This window comes from Pseudomonas sp. PDM19 (assembly GCF_014852215.1).
GTDB lineage: Bacteria > Pseudomonadota > Gammaproteobacteria > Pseudomonadales > Pseudomonadaceae > Pseudomonas.
Genome location: NZ_JACVBG010000002.1, coordinates 1 through 17347, shown reverse-complemented (window position 1 = coordinate 17347; position 17347 = coordinate 1). Strand labels below are relative to the sequence as shown.

Sequence of the window (17347 nt, the reverse complement as noted above, 5' to 3'; positions counted from 1 at the left end):
TTACGCAGCACAGGCGTGGCTGACAAGCCGCATCAGCGCACAGCGTTCATCCGCCACCAGCGCGACGGGCGAGGCGCCTGCTGCAGCGCCAGCTGGTGCCAGGCATCGTGCCAGGCCTGGCCTTCGGCGGCGAGGCGCGGCCAATCCAGCGTGCGCCGATCCAGGGCGCCGAGCAACTCGGTTTCCAGCCAGCCGTGACCGGCGCGCAGGGCGTCGGCGAAGCCGGGGTCGGCCAGGGCACGCTGGTGCACGGTTTCGAAGCGCCACCAGAGCGAATCCTCAACGGCGTCGGTCTCGCGGCTGAGCAGACCTTCCCCGGCGCGCTCGTCGAAGCCCAGCGGCTGGAACATCGACAGGCAGGGTGCGGAGGTCGCGGTCGCGGCCAGGCGCGGAGAGTCGCCGTCGAGCCGGGCGATGAGGCTGGCGGTGGTCTGCGAGGGGCGCCAGAAGCTGCCGGCGTGCAGGCAGATCTGCCGGTTGTCGTGCAGATTGAAGCGGTGCCCACGATGGCCGTGGCTGCGCAGGGCAACCACCAGCGCCAGCCAGTCGACCTGAGCCGGGCAGTGAGCGAGGAAGTCTTCGTTGAGTTGGCGGCGCTGGTGGGCGCCAGCCACCCAGGGCAGTACGCGGCCATCGAAGGCACGGGCAAAGTGGAAGTCGCCGCGGCCGTTCCAGCAGCCGAAGCGGCGCGCCTGGATTTCCAGGTTGGGGCTGGCGAGGTCGTACTCGTGGCCGAGGCTCAGGGCGTTGGAGATGGCCCAGCGCTCGACCTTCTTCGCCGCCCACAGTCGCCCGGCGGTTTCCAGAACCCAGGCTTCGTCACGGTCGGCGATCAGGTAGCTGTTGTCGTAGCGCATACGCTTGTTGCGATAGCCGGCCGGGCCGCCCTGGCCGTGGCGCTCCAGCAGTTCGGTGATGACTGACAAAGCCTCGCGAGCGCTGCCGCCGCGCTCCAGGCCCAGACGCAGCAGGTCCATGCCGAGCAGGGCCTCACCGTCGCGCTGGGTCAATCGGGTGAACACGGCTTCGTTGCCGATGGCCACGCCCTTGTCATTGACGCCCATTTCGGCGCCCCACAGCCACGCAGGCTGGCTGAGGATGACACCGTGGCGGTTGGCGGCCTGGGGGATCTGCAGGTAGCTGGTGCGCACCGTGCCCGCGCTGTCGCCGCTGACGGCGGGCAGGCGGATCAGGCGTTGCGCTTCGGCGGGTTCACGGTCGCTGTTCTTGGCGAACCAGGTGGCCCCGCCGCTACGCAATACCAAGGTGTCGCACATAATCTTCCTCCCCGTGATCTTCCCGCGCGCCGAGCACTTCCCGCGCGGCGCGCTCCCCGGCCTCCACGGCCCCGTCGAAATAGCCCATCCAGCGCGTCGCCGTTTCTGTGCCGGCGAAGTGCAAACGCCCATAGGGTTCGCGTAGGCGCGCCGCGCCGCTGCTCCATAGTCCCGGCGGGAACAGGGCGGCATAGCAGCCGCGGGCGAACGGCTCCTCGGCCCAGGATTTGTCCACGTAATCCACCGGCTGCAGTGCCTGCTCGCCGAAGTAGCGGGCGAAGCAGTCCAGCACCTGGCCACGGCGGTCACCGGCGGGCCGGGCGTTCCATTGCCGCGCCTCGTCGCCTTCGATGAAGCCCAGCAGCACGCCGCGTCCGGAATCGGGGACGCTGTTGTCGAAAGTCAGGCGCACCGGGCCGGTTTCGCTGGTGGCCTGGCCGGAGAGGCCCTTGTCGCGCCAGAAGGGTTTGTCGTAGAGCGCCATGCACTTGATCACCGCGCCTTGCGGCAGCCGTTGCAGGAGCTGGTCGCGCCAGCTGGGCAACAGCGGTTCCTGGGTGATGCGCAGCAGTTGCGTTGGCGGGATGGCGAAGATGACATGGCTGGCCTGGTGCGTGCCGCGGTCGGTCACCAACTCGACGCGGCTGCCGTCCTGGCGCACGGCGCGCACGGGTTCGCCGGTATGGACGTCGCCGATGCGCTCGGCCAGGGTCTCACTGATCCGCTGGGAGCCGCCCAGGATGCGGTCCTGCTGGGCGCCGCCTTCGACGCCGAGCACGGTGTCGAGGTTGGTGCCGCCGTGGATATAAAAGAGGACATGGAGAAACGAGAGGTCATGGGGACTCGCTGCAAACACGGCGCCGCACATCAGCTCGAAGACCTTGCGCCCGGTGGAAGTCCGCACGTTTCGCCGCAGCCACTCGGCGAAGGTGAGGCTGTCCCACTGGGGCGCCTTGGGATGCAGGCTGGGGTCGCCCAGCGGAATATCCCGCGCCATGCGGTCCAGGCGGACATGGGCCTGAAGGACATCGAGCAGAACGTGGGGAGGAAACTTCGGGATGGTGCCGCGATACGGCCTGAGTCGGCCGCCGAAAAGCGTGAGGTTGTCGCCCTGGTTCCATTGCGGAAAGGTCGACAGGCCGAGTTCGGCCAGCAGGGAAAGGATACGCTCCTGGGTCGGGCCGACCCACTGCCCGCCCACTTCGACCACTTCGCCGCTGGCGAAGCGATGGTTGAGGGTGCGCCCACCGACGCGCTTGTTGGCCTCGATCACTTTCACCCGCCGCCCGACTTGCGCCAGACGCCAGGCCGCAGTCAGCCCCGAAATACCGGCGCCCACCACGATCACATCACTGCGATTCATGTTTGCGACCTTATGTTCTTGTTGTTATTGGTCTTAAGGTTAAGCCAGGAATCGCCCTCGGAAAAACCCGATCGGCAGGAAATTTCTCAATAATTGTGGATGGATCGCGGCGGGGAATTCGTTCAAACGGTCGATGCTGCGGCGCGGACCTGTAGGAGCGCGCCGATCTGGAATCGTAGAGAGATCAATCGACCAGCGTGCAGGCCATCACCAGCGCGTCTTCACGACCGCCGACTGCCGGGTAGTAATCGCGGCGGCGGCCGATTTCGTTGAAACCGTAGCGCTCGTAGAGGCGGTAGGCCGGGCCGTTGGAGGCGCGGACTTCGAGGAAGCATTCCACCCCGCCCTTCTCGTGGGCACGCTTCATCAGGTGCTCCAGCAGCGCCAGCCCAAGGCCACGCCCCTGGCTTTCCGGCTTCACCGTGATGTTGAGCAGGTGCGCCTCATCGAGGATCAGCTGGATCACGCCGTGGCCGACCTGCTGGCTGCCTTCGAACATCACCCAGCATTCGTAGCTCTTCAGGCCGTCGGCGAAGGTACCGCGCGTCCAGGGGTGGCTGAAGGCGGCGTATTCGATCTTGAGTACGGCATCGAGGTCCGCCTCGGTCATCGGGCGGAAGGAAACAGCGTCGCTCATGCAGGGGTCTGACTCATCCAGCGTTGCCGCACCCGGCGCATGGCGCGCCAGAGGTCGGCTTTCAAAGTGGGTTCTTCGGCCAGGCGCTCGAGGCCCGGCAGCGCCCAGGCGACGCCCAGGCCTTCGACCTGCAGCTCGCGCAGCAGGGATTCTTCATCGCCTTCGCCGGCGAAGCGCACGGCAGGCATGCCGACCAGCCACAGGCAGGAGCACGGGGCGCCCTCCTCCAGCCGCGCGGCGACGAAACCCTGGACGAACTCGCGGGCGGCTTGCGGGCCCTGGTCCATATTGCCGCGGGAGAACAGCGGCCAGCGTACGGGCTCGCCCATCAGTTGCGGGCTGTCCGGCAGGCCGGCGGCGCGCAGCAGGTCCTTCAGCAGCAGGTAGGCCGGGTCACGGCTGGCCAGCGGCTCGCCGGTGGGCAGTTCGACCAGCAGGATGCATTCACCGGCGCGCAGCAATTGCAGGGCGAAACGCGGCGGCGGGGCGACTGGCGCGCGGACGGCCGGCTCGGCTTCCGCTTCGGTCGATTCCTCAACCTTGACCGGCGCGGCCGGCTTGGCCTGGGCGCCGACCTTGGGCAGCAGGCGCGCGGCGATAGAGCCGGGCTCGCCGGCCGTGACCGGCGCGGGCGCGGGTGCAGCAACCGGAGCGGCGGCCTCGCGTGCAGCCGCGGCGGGCGCAGCAGCCATAGGCTCGGCGACGATGGGCGCGGGGGGTTCCAGCAGCTCCGGGCGCGACGGGGCGGCGAACGGCAGCACCACGCGCGGCAGCCAGCTGGCGACCTGCATGGCGCCAAGGTAGGCGCGGCGACGGGCTTCTTCGATCAAGGGGCGTTTACCTGTGGGTGGTGCCTGCAGGGGCAGGCCGACACGACGAGGCGGGATTGTCGCGTGAAACGCGCCGGGGGGAAAGGCCGGTGGGCGGAGAGCCTGTGCGTTTCGCTTACGGGGTGCCGAAGACGTAGACGTTGCCGGTGAGCTTGACCGCGCCAGTGGCCTGGTAGGTCAGCAGGTTGGTCTGCTGCAGGCCGCTGCCGGACACCTTGCCCTGGTTGGAGCCGCCCAGGGTGAATTGCAGGTTGCTGGCGCTGGCGTTGGTCAGGCCAACTTTCATGGCCTGGCGGTTGAACAGCGCGCCGTCACCATTGAAGCCGTTGTTGATGGTCACCATGTCGATGGACATGCCGTCGAAGCTGAAGGTGCCCTTGATGTTGTCCAGCACGATGTAGCCGGTGCTGTTGAGCGGCTGGATCGCCAGTCGCGCACCGCAGCCGCCGGTGCAGCGGGTATCGGCGGTGTTGGCGGCAAGGTTGAAGTTGACGCTCAGGCTGACACCGTCCTGGCCACTGACGTCGGCCATTTCGCTGTCATCCAGGCCGCGCATCTCGCCGTGGGCGGTGGCGGCAGCGAGCAGCAACAGGAGTGCCAGGAGTCGGCTCGAATGGCGTGCGGTTTTCACGGCGAGTCTCCTCATGCGCTAGCGCGGCAGGTTCACGGTACGGACGTTCAGGTAGTCGATGCGCAGGCCGCGAATGGCCTGGGAACCGACGTCGGTGCCGCTGATGTTCAGGTTGCCGATGCTGATATTGCTCTTCTGCACGTTCTGGTAGAAGGCCTCGTGGTTGGCCCAGGTGACGCCCGGCGCGCTGAGCATCAGGTCGCCGTTGCTGGCCACCGAGAGCGTCGCCGGCTGGTAGTTGGCGTCGCCCAGGTTGAGGTCGAAGTAGACGTTCTTGGCCACCACCTTGTTGGTGTCGGCACAATTCTCGCAGCCGGCAATGATTAGCTTGTCGGCGTACATCTGCAGGCTCATGGAGGCCTTCAGGCCAGCGGCGTCGCCCCACAGGTTGAGGTAGGAGCCGTTGAGGGTGAAGTTTTCCAGGGCGATGGAGAAGAAGTCGGTACGGGTGGTGGTGGCGCCCGCGCTGCCGTTGCTGTTGTAGGCGGTGCTGGGCAGGGTGAACTTGGTGGCGATACCGATATCCAGCCCCTGGATGCGAGTGCCGGACGAGTTCTGCATGGCGCCAGCGACCAGTTGTACCGTGGAGACGTTCTTCTCGGTGCGACTGATGGTGCCGCTGACGCAGGTGGTGGCGCTGCCACCTTGCGCGCCGCAGAGCTGGACGAACTTGTCGTAGTCGCTGGCGCGCTGGCTCAGGGTGACGCCGTTGCGGCTGACCGACCAGGAGGCGCTGAGGTCTTGCTGCGCCTTGGTGAGGTCAGAGGTGCTGCTGGCGTACTTGTCCACCGAGTCGTTGTAGGCCTTCACCCCCGAGTTGCTGCTGCAACCGACGATGCCGCCGCAACTGTACTTCTCGCCGAAGTCCGGCTTGTTGGTACAGGCGATGCCCAGGACGGTATCGCAGACCCTGGCCGGAGCTACGTTGAAGGTGCTCTGCATGGTGCTGTAGTTGTTCTTCTGCACCACCTGCGCGGCATCCACCGTCGCCTTGCGCTGGTTGACCACCACCATGTCGGCGTCGATGCCGCTCTTGAGCGTCACCATGTTGTTCGAATAGGTGGTCAGCAGCGTGTTGCGCTGGGTCTTCAGGGCGTCCAGCTCGGCGTTGATCTTGTTGGTCGCCTGGGCCGGGTTGGTGCAACCGGCGTCGCCATACAGGCAGCCCTGGTAATAGGACCAGAGGCCGAACTTGTGGGTGTCGTTGATCGGGTCGGTCCAGGTCGGCGTCATCAGTTGCAGCGCTTCCTGGTTGGCCGGGATGTTCAGCCCCGCCTTGTACTTCACCGGGCCGAGGGTGAAGGGGTGCATGGGCGTGCCGAGGTAAGCCTTGGTGTCGAGGGTGCCGCGCTGGCTGCCGGCGCCTTTTATATAGGCGCCGGTGATATCCACCTGCACATCCTGGTTGGCGCTGTTCTTCACCCCGGTGATCTTCGAGGTGGCCGTAGCCTGGTCGTAGCTGAAGCCATCGATGAAGAAGCCCAGGCCGGCGCCGCTGACCTCTTCCAGTTGATCATCATCCAGGGCCTTCATGCCCAGCGCCGGCAGGCTGACCAGGCAACCGGCGAGACAGGCAGCTACCGCTGCGCGCCAGCTCATGTCAGCAGCCCGCCGCCTGCGAGCCCATGCAGGTGGACTGCCGGGGCAGGCCGCGCAGGGCGTCGTAGAGGTTGATCAGGATCGGGTAGACCGCGTCCGCACCGCTGCCCACCTTCGGGAAGTTGGCGAAGGCGCCGGACTGGGTGTTGACGAAGTTGCCGGCGTTGGCGAGGTCCTGCCAGGGCACGTTCTGGTTCTGCAGGGAGAAGAAGATGCCCTGGGCGCCGGTGTTGATGTCGGTGGAGCCCGGCTTGCCGATGTAGATGGTCTTGTAGTTGGTCAGATCGAAGCAGGTCGTCAGGCCCAGCGCCTGGCAGTTGCTGGTGGTGGACAGGGTCGGGATCAGCGAGGCGATCAGGCCGCCGGCGTCGGAATGCAGCGAGTCGCCCTTGGCGATACCGATCTGCTCGGCGCGGTTGATCGGCTGGCCGTTGATCGTGGCCTCGCCGGTGCCGCCCTTGAGCAGCACCACGTCGGCGTACACCGGGGTATCGCCGGCCACGGCCAGCGCCAGGCAGTTGATGATGTTCGGGCAGCCGTTGCGGGTGTAGTAGTCGTAGGCGATGGAGGCCGGGCCGTAGATCTGCCCCTGCAGGTTGCCGGTGATCGACAGGATGTCGCCGGAGAGATCGCCCTGCGCCTTGCCGAAGCCGACGCGCGCACCTACCAATTGGCGTACGCCGTTGTTGGTCTGGAAGGCGAACTCGACGTAGGGGTCGCGGATCTGGAACGGCACCACCTTGGCATCCGGGGAGTTGGCGTTGTCCACCCGGCCCAGGGCGAAGTTGTTGATCAGGATGTCCGCCGGCTGGCCGGAGACGGTGGTCGACCCGGTGCGGCTGTAGTTGCCCAGGCTCAACTGGTCGATGTTGGTCAGCAGGCTGACGTCGGCGCCGAAGTTGAGCCGGGTGTACTGGTAGTTCTGGTAGGTGGAAGCGTCGACGGTGAGCATCGCGCCCTGGCCGGAGATGGCGGACAGCTCTTCATCGCCCATCGACTGCATGCGCGCCTGGGCGGAAAAGGCCAGCAGGCCGCCGCAGAGCAAGGCTAGGGCACGCATGAGCGGACCGGAGGACTGACGCATGGCACTCTCCTTTCCAAAATCCTTTCCTGGCTCCCTGTTCGCGGGCGCCTGTTGTTATTCGTCGGGCGTATCGGGTCAGCGAACAGGTCGAGACTCGCGCCGTGATGCCACTATAGGAATTCACCCGCCACGGCGGGCCGACCCATAGTCGAGTAAATCGCTCCGAACGATAGACGAGGAAAGGAAAGTCCGGGCCGGGTTGTTACCCATCGTCACACCGGGGTGACAGCTTCGGGCAATCGGCGGCTCACTGGTGGCGGAACAGGCCGATCAGGTGCTCGGCGATCGCGCCCTTGATGGCGTCGAGGTTCAGCCGCGAATGGGCCTGCAGCTTGGCCGTATTCAAGCGGTGCAGGTGCAGCGAGGGCATGCGCGCCTCGTACTCGCGCAGGTCGCCCTTCACCAGTACCGGCAGGAAGATGTCCCCACGCATGCGGTAACGGTTGATCAGCAGCTTCAGGCCGTCCTGGAAGGGCAGCTCGCGCGAGGCCACCAGCCGGTGCTCGCCGGGAATCTTCAGGTACAGGCCGCTGTAGCCCATGGTCTCGCCGGGCAGGATGTGGATGCCGGTGAGCTCCACCGCATCACCGGGGATGTCGTGGAAGGTGTCGAACCAGGCCTGTTCGTCCGGGAGAATGGTGATGCCGCCTTCCTGGCTCTCCGGGATCACGAAGCTGTAATTGCTGTAGAGCTTCTCGACGTACGACGAGTAGATGCACAAGCGATTCTCGAAGCGCTGCAGGAAGGCGATGGCTTCGTTGCGATCGGTGATCGCATCCAGGTCCCAGTCGAGATCGTTCTGGCGTTCCAGTTCGGCCCAACGGGCTTTGGCGAGTGCGGCGTCGTAAGTCATCTGCGTAAATCAGACTCTGATATCTAGGTCTCTGGTAAGGACTTTGGCAAAAAACTTGCCAGAAAATTCAGCCATTTAGGCCCCATTTTCCGTGAGATACGTCACACGGGCGCTGATGGTGCAGTCGCAAACTGACGCGTTTCGTCACCCTGTCGGCCAGGGGTAGGCCTTTGCAGTACAATCGCTCCCTTTGTTCATTCCGGGCCCAACCAAGCCGATGATCGACCCACGACGCGTACTACGCGCCCTCGCCGAACACTGGGTGCTGCTCGAACCGCTGTGCGAGCGCTTCGACGCCGGCACTCTGAGCCTGGTGGAGCTGCGCATCCAGCTCACCAGCCAGTTGCCCGACAGCACCCCGGTGGACATCACCGCCCTGCTCGACCAGTGGGTCCGCCTGGACATCCTCGTCCCGGTGGCCAAGAGCCCCAACCGATTCGAGCTGAACGCGCAGATCCACGACTTCCTCGCCTACCTGCGCCAGGAACACCGTCTGGGTCTGTGCCTGGAGATCGAAGCCTACCTGCGCCACCTCGAGCGTCTGGCCGGCTACATCCGCGAAGCTTTCGAAGCACGCGACGGCAACGACCTGGCCCGCCAGCTGCGCCTGCTCGACATGCGCGTGCGCGACGTGCTGAAGAAGCTCGCCAACGATGAACAGGCGCTGGTCGCCGTGGCCGAACGCGCCAAGACCCAGGACCGGCAGATTCCGCTGCGCCAGCGCTACGCGGAAGTCCTGGCGACCTGGGACGAGTACGTCGAGCCGATGATCCAGCTGGTCTCCGCCGACGGCGCCTTCGAACAGGGCGTGCATCGCGTGGAGCAAGTGCTGCTGCGCCTGCTCAGCGAACAGGCGCGCCTCGGTCAGCTGGTTGACGACGACCAGCTGCTGCGCACCCACGCGCGCATCCTGGAAATGCAGACCACTGCCCAGCTCACCCTGCGCCGCGCCCGCGAACTGCTCCTGCCGCTGCGCGAAGAAGCGCGCCGGCACAACGCGATCACCCGTGGCGCCGCGCTGGCCCTGTCGGTCATCCGTCGCAAAGGCATCGACGCCGTGCCCCAGGCAGCCCTGCCGATGTTCACCCGGCCGCAGAGCAACTTCCTCGGCACCGCCTCCCAGGTCGAGAGCTACGTCTTCGCCCTCGCCAGCTTCCAGCCAAAGCCGGCGCACTTCCCCAAGGCCAGCGGCAATCGCAAGAGCGACGGCCCGCAGCGCTCGCCGCGCACTGCCCGGGAAATGCTCGACCGCTGCCAGGCCGCGCTGCCGCTGCCGGACCTCATGCAGTGGCTGCTGGAACAGGAGCCCGAAGGCGCGACCGACGAACTGCTCTACTGGTTCTCGCGTCTGTCGCGCGATGCCCGCTTCCAGCGCGACCGCCTCGATCGCCGCCAATACGACACTCTCCAGCACAGCGTCAGCCTGTGCTCCTTCGCCCTGATCGCCGGCCCGACCGCTGGCAAGGACAGCAAGAGCGAATCGCATGCAGATTAATCTCACCGAAATGACCCAGCTCGCGCCGATCTTCCGCGAGCTGTTCAAGGGCTTCCACATCAGCCGCCGCGACCCGGAGCTGTACAGCCAGCTGTCCAACCAGCAGGACGCTTACCGCGCACTGTTCCGCAGCCTGGGCTACGAGCTGGTCTGCGATACCCGCGGCTTCTACTACTTCGTGCCCGAACAGGTCGGCGCCCAGGTGAACAAGACCGCCCAGCGCCTGGCGCTGTTCACCTTCATCCTTGTCGAGCACCTGGCCGACCAGGGCCGCGACCCGCTGGCCGTCCTCGATGGCGGCAGCATCGGCCGCGACGAGCTGCCACCGCTGCTGGAGAAATACCGCGACCTGTTCCTGCAGGCCGAGGTGACCACCCAGGAAGAACTGGAAGAGAAGGTCATGCGCCGCCTCACCCAGCTCGGCTTCGCCGCCGAGGACAATGGCGTGTACCGCTTCCTGCCGCCGATCCACCGCTTCCTCGACGTCTGCCTGTCGGTCCAGCAGGACCGCGACCTGGCCGCCAACCTGCATGCCAGTGAAATGCAGTTCAGCGCTCCGGTGCTGATGGAAGAAGACGACGAGCCGGTGGTGATCCTCGAAAGCTATACCGCCGATGCCGACGAAGAGATTGTTGCCATCAGCGAACCCGTCGAGGCCGCTGCCGTTGAAGCTGCCGCCGACGCCGCCATTGAAGACGAGAGCGAAGAAGACGCCCTCGCCCGCGCCATCGCCGAAGAACAAGCCGACATGGAGGCCCAGGCATGACCCAGGAACGCTACGGCATCCGCCGCTTCGCCCTGCTCAATACCGCCGGCTACAGCCTCGGCATTTTCCCGCTGGAACAGCCGCTGTCGGTGTACGGCGCGAACAACCTCGGCAAGTCGGCATCGATCAACGCGCTGCAGTTCCCGATCCTCGCGCGCATGTCTGACATGAGCTTCGGCAAGTACAGCCTGGAAGCCTCGCGCAAGTTCTACTTCGCCACTGACACCAGCTACATCCTGGTCGAACTGGACCTGCCCAACGGCCGCCATGTGATCGGCGTCGGCGGTCGCGGTCCGGGCGGCGGCTTCGGTCACCAGTTCTTCGCCTACCAGGGCGAGCTGGACCTGGAGCACTACCAGAAGAACGGCACCTGCCTGCGCCTGCGCGAGCTGTACGCGAACCTCGAGCGCGAGGGCATCAAGTCCTACGAGCTCAAGCCCGACGAGCTGCGCCGCCTGCTGGTTGGCGGCCACACCTCGATCCCGCTGGACCTCACCCTGATCCCGCTGCGTTCCACCAGTGAACAGAGCCTGAAGACCTTCCGCTCGCTGTTCATCAACCTGCTGCACATGCGCGAGATCACCGCCGCCAAGCTCAAGCAGCTGTTCCTCGATGCCTTCGAGCACAGCCTGCGCTCGGGCAGCGTCGACTACATCGCCGCCTGCGAGGAAGCCTTCCGCGACGTGCGCCGCATGGAAGGCGACTACCAGGCCCTGGTGGCCGCCGGCCCGCTGGTCGAGGCCCTGGCCAATGGCGTGCAGCAGCGCGAACTGCTGCGCGGCAAGATGCACCGTCTCTCGCCGCTGCTGGATAACCTGCTGGGCACCTGGGAAGACTATTCCGGCGCGCGCAAGGAAGAGCTGGTCATCCAGTCCGAGCATTACCGCCGCGAGCAGGACGGGCTGCAGAATGAGCAGCGCGGCAGCACCGCCGAACTGATGCGCCTGGAGCGCGAGATCAGCGAAATCCAGCGCTGGATGGGCGAGCTGGCCGTGCTGAAGAACCGCTTCGCGCTGGTCGACGACGTCAAGGTTCTGGAGCAGCAGCTGCTCGCCGCCAAGGACGCCCACGACGAACTGGCCGGCGCCCTGGCGCACTCCCGGCAGTTCTCCAGCGAAGACCTGGAAGAGCGCATGCGCGACCTGGAGAAGCGCCTCAAAGGCGTCCGCCAGCAGCTCGAGCATGCCGACAACAACAGCTATGCCCGCCTGCGCGAGGAGTTCTCCCAGCAGGACGTCGAGCGCCTGATGCGCCTGTTCAACGGTGCACTGTTCAGCCTGCCGCTGGGCGAGAAAGGCGTGGACCTGGACGAGGCCGGCCAGTGGGTCGGCAGCGTCGAGAAGATCCTCGATGCCTTCAAGGGCGAGCGCTTCGAAGTGCCCGGCCTGACCATCGACCTCTCCACCATCGAGCCACCGGCCCTGCAGGCCCTGGCCGACCGCGCCGCCCTGCGCGACCAGAAGGAGCGCCTGGAGAAGGAGCTCAAGCAGCTCAAGACCCAGCAGGCCGTGGCCGCCGACCGCAACGCCAGCAAGGCGCAGGCGGACAAGCTGTACCAGGACGTGCTCGACGCGCAGAAGGCGCTGGAAGACTTCCGCCGCAGCCAGACCCTGAGCGCTGAAGAGCCGGGCAAGCTGGAGCAGCTCGCCCAGCTGGAAGCCACCCAGGACGAACTCAAGCGCTCCGCCGACGCCTTCACCGAACGCGTCCAGCAGCTCTCCGCCAAGCTGCAGCTGATCGGCCGCCAGCTGGCCGACATGGAAGCCAAGCAACGCACCCTCGACGACGCCCTGCGCCGTCGCCAACTGCTGCCGGCGAACCTGCCCTTCGGCATCCCGTTCATGGACCCGGTCGACGACTCCATGGACAATCTGTTGCCGCTGCTCAACGACTACCAGGACACCTGGCAATCGCTGCAGCGCGTGGACGGCCAGATCGAAGCGCTGTATGCCCAGGTGCGTCTGAAGGGCGTGGCCAAGTTCGACAGCGAGGATGATCCGGAGCGTCGCCTGCAACTGCTGATCAACGCCTATGCGCACCGTACCGACGAAGCCATGACCCTGGCCAAGGCGCGCCGCGCGGCGGTCACCGACATCGCCCGTACCCTGCGCAACATCCGCAGCGACTACGACAACCTGGAACACCAGCTGGCGCTGTTCAACCGCGAGATCAACAAGCGCCAGGTGTCGAACCTGCAGAGTTTCCGCATCGTGCTGGCGCCGAACAAGGACGCGCTCAAGCACATCGACCAGATCATCCACAGCGCCGGCCAGTACGAAGAAGGCGAGAACCTCTCGGTCTTCGACCTGACCCAGAGCGCCGAGCAGGATGCCAAGAACGAGGAAGCCAAGGACTACCTGTCGCGCCTGGTGGCGGCGAACAACAACCAGCTCGGCCTGAAGGACCTGTTCGAGCTGGCGTTCGAGATCACCAAGATGGGCGGCCAGCCAATCATGCACACCGACATCGACGGCGCGGCATCCAACGGCACCACCATGACCATCAAGGCGCTGACCAACATGTACCTGTTGCTGCACCTGATGGACCGCGAGCAGGCCGGCCGCATCCGTCTGCCCTATTACCTCGACGAGGCGGCGGACATCGACGAACGCAACCAGTCGGCGCTACTGGAAACCAGCCTGCAGCTGGGCTTCGTGCCCATCCTGGCGAGCGTGAAGCCGCAGGTCTCGGCCCAGGTGGCCATCGACCTGGAAGGCGGCAGCGGCCCCAACGGCATCTACATAGACGAGGCGGACTGGAAGTACATCCGCCGCCGAGATACCGAGAAGGCAGCGCATAACGACGTGGAGGCCAGCGCCGAACCGGCGTGATGCTTCTTCAGCGTTGAAAAAAGCCCCGCATTGCGGGGCTTTTTCTTTGCGCTTTTCGTAGGAGCGAGTTGAGCAATGAAAAAGGCCGCAATCGCAGCCCTTTTCCTGTTCGGCTGAACCTCAGTTCGCCTTGCCCAGCGGGATCTTCGGCGCCCAGTCCAGCCATTCGTCATTGGCCTCGTCGAACAACGCGAAGGTCTGCCCCGGCTTGGCCACCGAGCCCATCTCGGCGTTGTTCGGGGTAGCGAAGGCCACGCCGCCAGCGAGGATGGTCTCCATCGACTCGGTGCGCACCTTCACGCCCTTGAACAGTCCGGCATCCACGCCGACACCGCTGGTGTTCCAGAAGCGGCTGCCGGTCCGCACCAGCGCCGCATAGCGCGGTTCGATGAGGATGTGGATCAGCACGCGGTCAGCCGTCTCGCCCAGCTCGAAGGATGTCACCTTGCCGACCTGTACCTCGCGGTAGGTCACCGGGACGCCGGTCTTGAGCGAGCCACGACGGGCCGCACTCAGGGTCAGGCGCAGGCCGTCGGCATCGAGCAGGCGGTTCGGCTCGCCCCCCAGCAGGCTGAAGCTGGTCTGCGCCTGGCTGGGCTTGGACGCGGGGAGAACTTCGATGTACTGACCGCTGACGATGGTGCCCAGGTTGCTGACACCGGACAGACCGACCTGCGGTCCCACTACCCAGAATCGGGTGCCCTGGCGAGCGATACGATCCGCCCCGCGGGTCAGACGCGCTTTCAACTGCACGCTCTGCAGGTCCTTGCTCAGCTCCACCTGCTCCACGCGGCCTACTTCCAGGCCCTTGTAACGCAGGACGGTACCTTCCTTCAGACCGTCGGCGGTATCGGCACGCAGCTCGATCATCTGGCCCTTCAGGTGAGCATCGTCTTCGCTGTCGAACAGGGCGAAGCGACGCACCTTGGTGATCGGCGCCGCCTTGGGATCGGGCGTATCAAAGGCAATACCGCCGGCGAGCAGGGTCTGCAGCGACTCGCTCTTGAGCTTGATGCCATCCAGGCCGCCACTGATGGTGACGCCGCTGATGTTCCAGAAGCGCGACGAAGTATTCACCAGCTTGGCGTACTCCGGCTCGATGTGGACGCCGATGACCAGACGCGACGGGTCACGGCGGGAGAGCTGGTAGCTCTGCACGCTGCCGACCTTCATCTGGCGATAGAGAATGGGTGTACCGACTTCCAGCGAACCCAGTTGATCCGTGGTCAGCACCAGGTGCAGACCCGGTGAGTCGAGATTCAACGGTGGCGCCTTGGGCCGGATGACGAAATCACGGGTCGGTTCCCCGTCGCTGGCAAAGCGCACATTGAGGTAGTTGCCCTTCACCAGGGCCTCGAGGCCGGTGATGCCGGCCAGCGAGATGCTCGGCTTGACCATCCAGAACTCGGTCTTGCTGTTGAGGAACTCTTCGGTGCGCGGATCCATGGACAGGGTGGCGGTGGCGCCGTTGAAGTCCTTGTCCATGTCGATGCTCTTGACCGTACCGACTTCAACACCGTTGTACATCACCGGTGTACTGCCCGGAGTCAGGCCGCTGACATCGCTGACCTTCACCTTGACGCTGAGCCCCGCTTGCGCAGCATCGTAATCCTCGTACAGACGGAAGGGCTTGGTCGGGTCGGTGGGCGGGCTGTCGGCATAGTTCTCCGGCGTAGCGAAGGCGATACCGCCGGCAGCGATGCTTGCCAGAGACTCAGTACGCAGCTTCAAGCCGCTCAGGCTGCCAGAAAGGGTGATGCCGCTGGCATTCCAGAAACGCGTGTGTTTACGCACCAGGTTGGCGTAGGCCGGCTCGATGTGGACCTTCACCTCGATGGTCTTCTGGTCTTCCGCCAGCCGGTAGCTCTTCACCTGGCCGACCTGGATCTGCCGGTAATAGATCGGACTGCCCTGCTCCAGCGAGCCCAGGCGATCAGCCTTCAGCGTGAGATGCAGGCCTGGCAGGCTGTCGGAGAGCGGCGGCGGCTCCTTCAGGGCGACGAACTCCTTCTGCTGCTCGCCCTTCACCGGGTCGATCGCGATGTAGTTGCCCGAGACCAGTGTCTCCAGACCGGTGACGCCGGCGATGGAAACCCGCGGCTTGACCAGCCAGAAGCGCGTGCTCTTGCTCAGGTACTCGGCGGCCTCCTTGCGCATCTCCACCATGGCGATCACGCCCAGCGTCGGTTTGTTAACGTGCAGGTCGACGACCTTGCCGACGCCGATCCCCTTGAAGATCACCTCGGTCTTGTTGGCCTGGATACCCTCGCCGCTTTCGAACTGGATCTGGATCATGATCCCCGCCTGGTCGTAGGCACGCCATGCCAGCCAGGCCCCGATCGCCAGGGCAATCAGCGGAAGGATCCAGATAGCCGACCAGTTGGTGGTCTTGCGCATCTTGGGTGTTGGGAGGTCACTCATCGTTTTCTTCCGCGTCCGTGTTATCCCAGATCAGCCGGGGATCGAAAGTCACTGCAGCCAGCATGGTGAGCACCACCACGCTGGCAAATGCGGCTGCACCGAGGTTCGCCTCGATGCTGGCCAGGTTACCGAAGTTCACCAGCGTCACCAGGATCGCGATGACGAAGATGTCGAGCATCGACCAGCGACCGATCCATTCAATGAAGCGGTACATCACATTCCGTTGCAGAGCGGAAAGCGGCTGTCGCCGCTGCACCGAATACAGTAGCAGCGCAATGCCAACGAGCTTGAAGGTGGGCACCAGGATACTGGCGACGAAGACCACCGCAGCGATGGGTATCATGTCCGCATTGATAAGCTCGACCACGCCTTCCATGATCGTCGCTGGCATCCCATTACCGAGGAAGTTCACTGTCATGATCGGCAGCAGGTTCGCGGGGATGTAGAGGATCGCCGCCGTAATCAGCAGCGCCCAGGTCCGGATGATGCTGTTGGGCGTACGCTCATGCACCACGGCACCACAGCGGCTGCAGTGAGTCTCGTCATCTTTCTCGCGGCGGTTCAGCTGGTGGCATTCGCCGCACACCACGATCCCCGCATCAATGGCTCGCATCGTCGAACTCCCCGCACAGCTCGCCCCAGACCTGGTGGTGAGACATCGTGACTTCGAGCCAGACCTGGGTGAGCAGCAAGCCCACGAAGCAGGCCAGGCCAACGCTGACGTGCAGCTCCGCCATCCCTATCAGCTTGACGATCGAGACGAGGATGCCCATCAGGTATACCTCCAGCATCCCCCACTCCCGCAGATGCTGGTAGCCGCGCAGCAGCAACATGCCGTGCTCGCGCAGCGCCTTGTAGCGAATGGAGACCAGCACGAACAACTGGCAGAGCAGCTTCAGCAGTGGAATTACCATGCTGCACAGGAACACCAGGAAGGCGACGCCGGCCATATTCGAGTGATACAGGCCTACGACGCCGCTCCACACGGTATCCATGCTGGTCTGGCCCAGGATGGTGATATGCATGATCGGCAGAAAGTTCGCCGGGATGTACAGAAACAGCGCCGTCAGTACCAACGCCAGGGCGCGGCGAACCATATGGGGACGGTGGATTTCCAGTTCGTATCCGCAACGCGGACAGACTGATCGATGCCCTAGGGGAACGGGCTCGCGACGCATCAGCAGGTCGCACTCGTGGCAAGCCATCAGCTCATCCAGAGGCAGGTCCTGCAAGGCATGTCCTTCGATGTCGGGCATGTAGGAACTCAGGGGAAATTTGAAAGCTATTGTAGACGACGCAACTGCGTCTCCGGTGCCCGTAGCATGCCTCAAAATTTCTGGAGAAACCTGCCAGGGATACAGCTCTCCGCGATGCCCAGCATGCGCGGAACTTGCGCGCAGCCTTCGTCGCCCTTGCCATTTTTTCCCGCGCAAAAGCAAAACCCCCGGCCAGCGATGCTGACCAGGGGTCTTGGGATAGGAGCTTGACGATGACCTACTCTCACATGGAGAAACTCCACACTACCATCGGCGATGCGTCGTTTCACTACTGAGTTCGGGA

15 protein-coding genes are annotated in these 17347 nt (G+C 64.9%); 3 read left to right on the top strand and 12 right to left on the bottom strand.

What is annotated here, in order from left to right; all coding sequences use genetic code 11:
• Positions 1-32 precede the first annotated feature (32 nt).
• From IB273_RS08290 to IB273_RS08255, 8 genes are all read right to left on the bottom strand, one after another.
• The gene (locus IB273_RS08290; protein WP_192223837.1) at positions 33-1277 is read right to left on the bottom strand and encodes a C69 family dipeptidase; all 1245 of its coding nucleotides are present in this window, start codon (positions 1275-1277) and stop codon (positions 33-35) included.
• A complete protein-coding gene (locus IB273_RS08285) occupies positions 1252-2640 on the bottom strand; it encodes a flavin monoamine oxidase family protein (protein ID WP_192223836.1) in 1389 nt (462 codons plus the stop codon). Before IB273_RS08285 ends, IB273_RS08290 begins: the two co-directional genes overlap by 26 nt.
• A 184-nt stretch (positions 2641-2824) precedes the next feature.
• Positions 2825-3277, bottom strand: a complete 453-nt coding sequence (gene rimI, locus IB273_RS08280) for a ribosomal protein S18-alanine N-acetyltransferase (protein ID WP_081516411.1) — start codon at positions 3275-3277, stop codon at positions 2825-2827.
• The gene (locus IB273_RS08275) at positions 3274-4107 is read right to left on the bottom strand and encodes an energy transducer TonB (protein WP_151188340.1); all 834 of its coding nucleotides are present in this window, start codon (positions 4105-4107) and stop codon (positions 3274-3276) included. The genes rimI and IB273_RS08275 overlap by 4 nt, the downstream gene beginning before the upstream one ends.
• 115 nt (positions 4108-4222) lie before the next feature.
• Positions 4223-4753 (bottom strand): DUF6160 family protein, encoded by a 531-nt coding sequence (locus IB273_RS08270; RefSeq protein ID WP_192223835.1) that lies wholly within the window; start codon positions 4751-4753, stop codon positions 4223-4225.
• Between the two features lie 3 nt (positions 4754-4756).
• Positions 4757-6337 carry a hypothetical protein gene (locus tag IB273_RS08265; protein ID WP_081516414.1) on the bottom strand — a complete coding sequence of 527 codons (1581 nt, stop codon included), beginning with the start codon at positions 6335-6337 and terminating at the stop codon, positions 4757-4759.
• Between the two features lies 1 nt (position 6338).
• The gene (locus tag IB273_RS08260; protein WP_192223834.1) at positions 6339-7421 is read right to left on the bottom strand and encodes a hypothetical protein; all 1083 of its coding nucleotides are present in this window, start codon (positions 7419-7421) and stop codon (positions 6339-6341) included.
• A gap of 247 nt (positions 7422-7668) precedes the next feature.
• A complete protein-coding gene (locus IB273_RS08255) occupies positions 7669-8274 on the bottom strand; it encodes a hypothetical protein (RefSeq protein WP_192223833.1) in 606 nt (201 codons plus the stop codon).
• A 217-nt stretch (positions 8275-8491) separates the two neighbouring features.
• Between IB273_RS08255 and mksB the strand changes: the two genes are divergently transcribed.
• Genes mksB through mksF form a run of 3 tightly spaced genes read left to right on the top strand, consistent with a single transcriptional unit; the run spans position 8492 to position 13366 of the window.
• Positions 8492-9769, top strand: coding sequence for an Mks condensin complex protein MksB (gene mksB, locus IB273_RS08250; protein ID WP_081516416.1), 1278 nt, complete (start codon positions 8492-8494; stop codon positions 9767-9769).
• Complete coding sequence (gene mksE, locus IB273_RS08245; protein WP_151188343.1) at positions 9759-10535, top strand: Mks condensin complex protein MksE; 777 nt, start codon at positions 9759-9761, stop codon at positions 10533-10535. The genes mksB and mksE overlap by 11 nt, the downstream gene beginning before the upstream one ends.
• Entirely contained in the window at positions 10532-13366 is a 2835-nt protein-coding gene (gene mksF, locus IB273_RS08240; protein WP_192223832.1) for an Mks condensin complex protein MksF, read from the top strand. Before mksE ends, mksF begins: the two co-directional genes overlap by 4 nt.
• Positions 13367-13486: 120 nt before the next feature.
• Here the strand turns inward: mksF and IB273_RS08235 are convergent, their stop codons facing one another.
• From IB273_RS08235 to IB273_RS31400, 4 genes are all read right to left on the bottom strand, one after another.
• Positions 13487-15787, bottom strand: a complete 2301-nt coding sequence (locus tag IB273_RS08235) for a PqiB family protein (RefSeq protein WP_192223831.1) — start codon at positions 15785-15787, stop codon at positions 13487-13489.
• Positions 15780-16400 carry a paraquat-inducible protein A gene (locus tag IB273_RS08230; RefSeq protein ID WP_192223830.1) on the bottom strand — a complete coding sequence of 207 codons (621 nt, stop codon included), beginning with the start codon at positions 16398-16400 and terminating at the stop codon, positions 15780-15782. The genes IB273_RS08235 and IB273_RS08230 overlap by 8 nt, the downstream gene beginning before the upstream one ends.
• Complete coding sequence (locus tag IB273_RS08225) at positions 16387-17043, bottom strand: paraquat-inducible protein A (RefSeq protein ID WP_081516420.1); 657 nt, start codon at positions 17041-17043, stop codon at positions 16387-16389. Before IB273_RS08225 ends, IB273_RS08230 begins: the two co-directional genes overlap by 14 nt.
• A gap of 71 nt (positions 17044-17114) precedes the next feature.
• Positions 17115-17347: hypothetical protein (locus IB273_RS31400; protein ID WP_225610144.1), on the bottom strand; the 233-nt coding region annotated here is incomplete at its 5' end.

Bases quoted from the DNA above. Each gene is read 5' to 3' on its own strand.
- IB273_RS08265 (WP_081516414.1), bottom strand. From the start codon at position 6,337: ATGAGCTGGCGCGCAGCGGTAGCTGCCTGTCTCGCCGGTTGCCTGGTC.
- IB273_RS08225 (WP_081516420.1), bottom strand. From the start codon at position 17,043: ATGCCCGACATCGAAGGACATGCCTTGCAGGACCTGCCTCTGGATGAG.
- IB273_RS08290 (WP_192223837.1), bottom strand. From the start codon at position 1,277: ATGTGCGACACCTTGGTATTGCGTAGCGGCGGGGCCACCTGGTTCGCC.
- IB273_RS08285 (WP_192223836.1), bottom strand. From the start codon at position 2,640: ATGAATCGCAGTGATGTGATCGTGGTGGGCGCCGGTATTTCGGGGCTG.
- IB273_RS08260 (WP_192223834.1), bottom strand. From the start codon at position 7,421: ATGCGTCAGTCCTCCGGTCCGCTCATGCGTGCCCTAGCCTTGCTCTGC.
- mksF (WP_192223832.1), top strand. From the start codon at position 10,532: ATGACCCAGGAACGCTACGGCATCCGCCGCTTCGCCCTGCTCAATACC.
- mksB (WP_081516416.1), top strand. From the start codon at position 8,492: ATGATCGACCCACGACGCGTACTACGCGCCCTCGCCGAACACTGGGTG.
- rimI (WP_081516411.1), bottom strand. From the start codon at position 3,277: ATGAGCGACGCTGTTTCCTTCCGCCCGATGACCGAGGCGGACCTCGAT.
- mksE (WP_151188343.1), top strand. From the start codon at position 9,759: ATGCAGATTAATCTCACCGAAATGACCCAGCTCGCGCCGATCTTCCGC.
- IB273_RS08270 (WP_192223835.1), bottom strand. From the start codon at position 4,753: ATGAGGAGACTCGCCGTGAAAACCGCACGCCATTCGAGCCGACTCCTG.
- IB273_RS08255 (WP_192223833.1), bottom strand. From the start codon at position 8,274: ATGACTTACGACGCCGCACTCGCCAAAGCCCGTTGGGCCGAACTGGAA.
- IB273_RS08230 (WP_192223830.1), bottom strand. From the start codon at position 16,400: ATGCGAGCCATTGATGCGGGGATCGTGGTGTGCGGCGAATGCCACCAG.
- IB273_RS08235 (WP_192223831.1), bottom strand. From the start codon at position 15,787: ATGAGTGACCTCCCAACACCCAAGATGCGCAAGACCACCAACTGGTCG.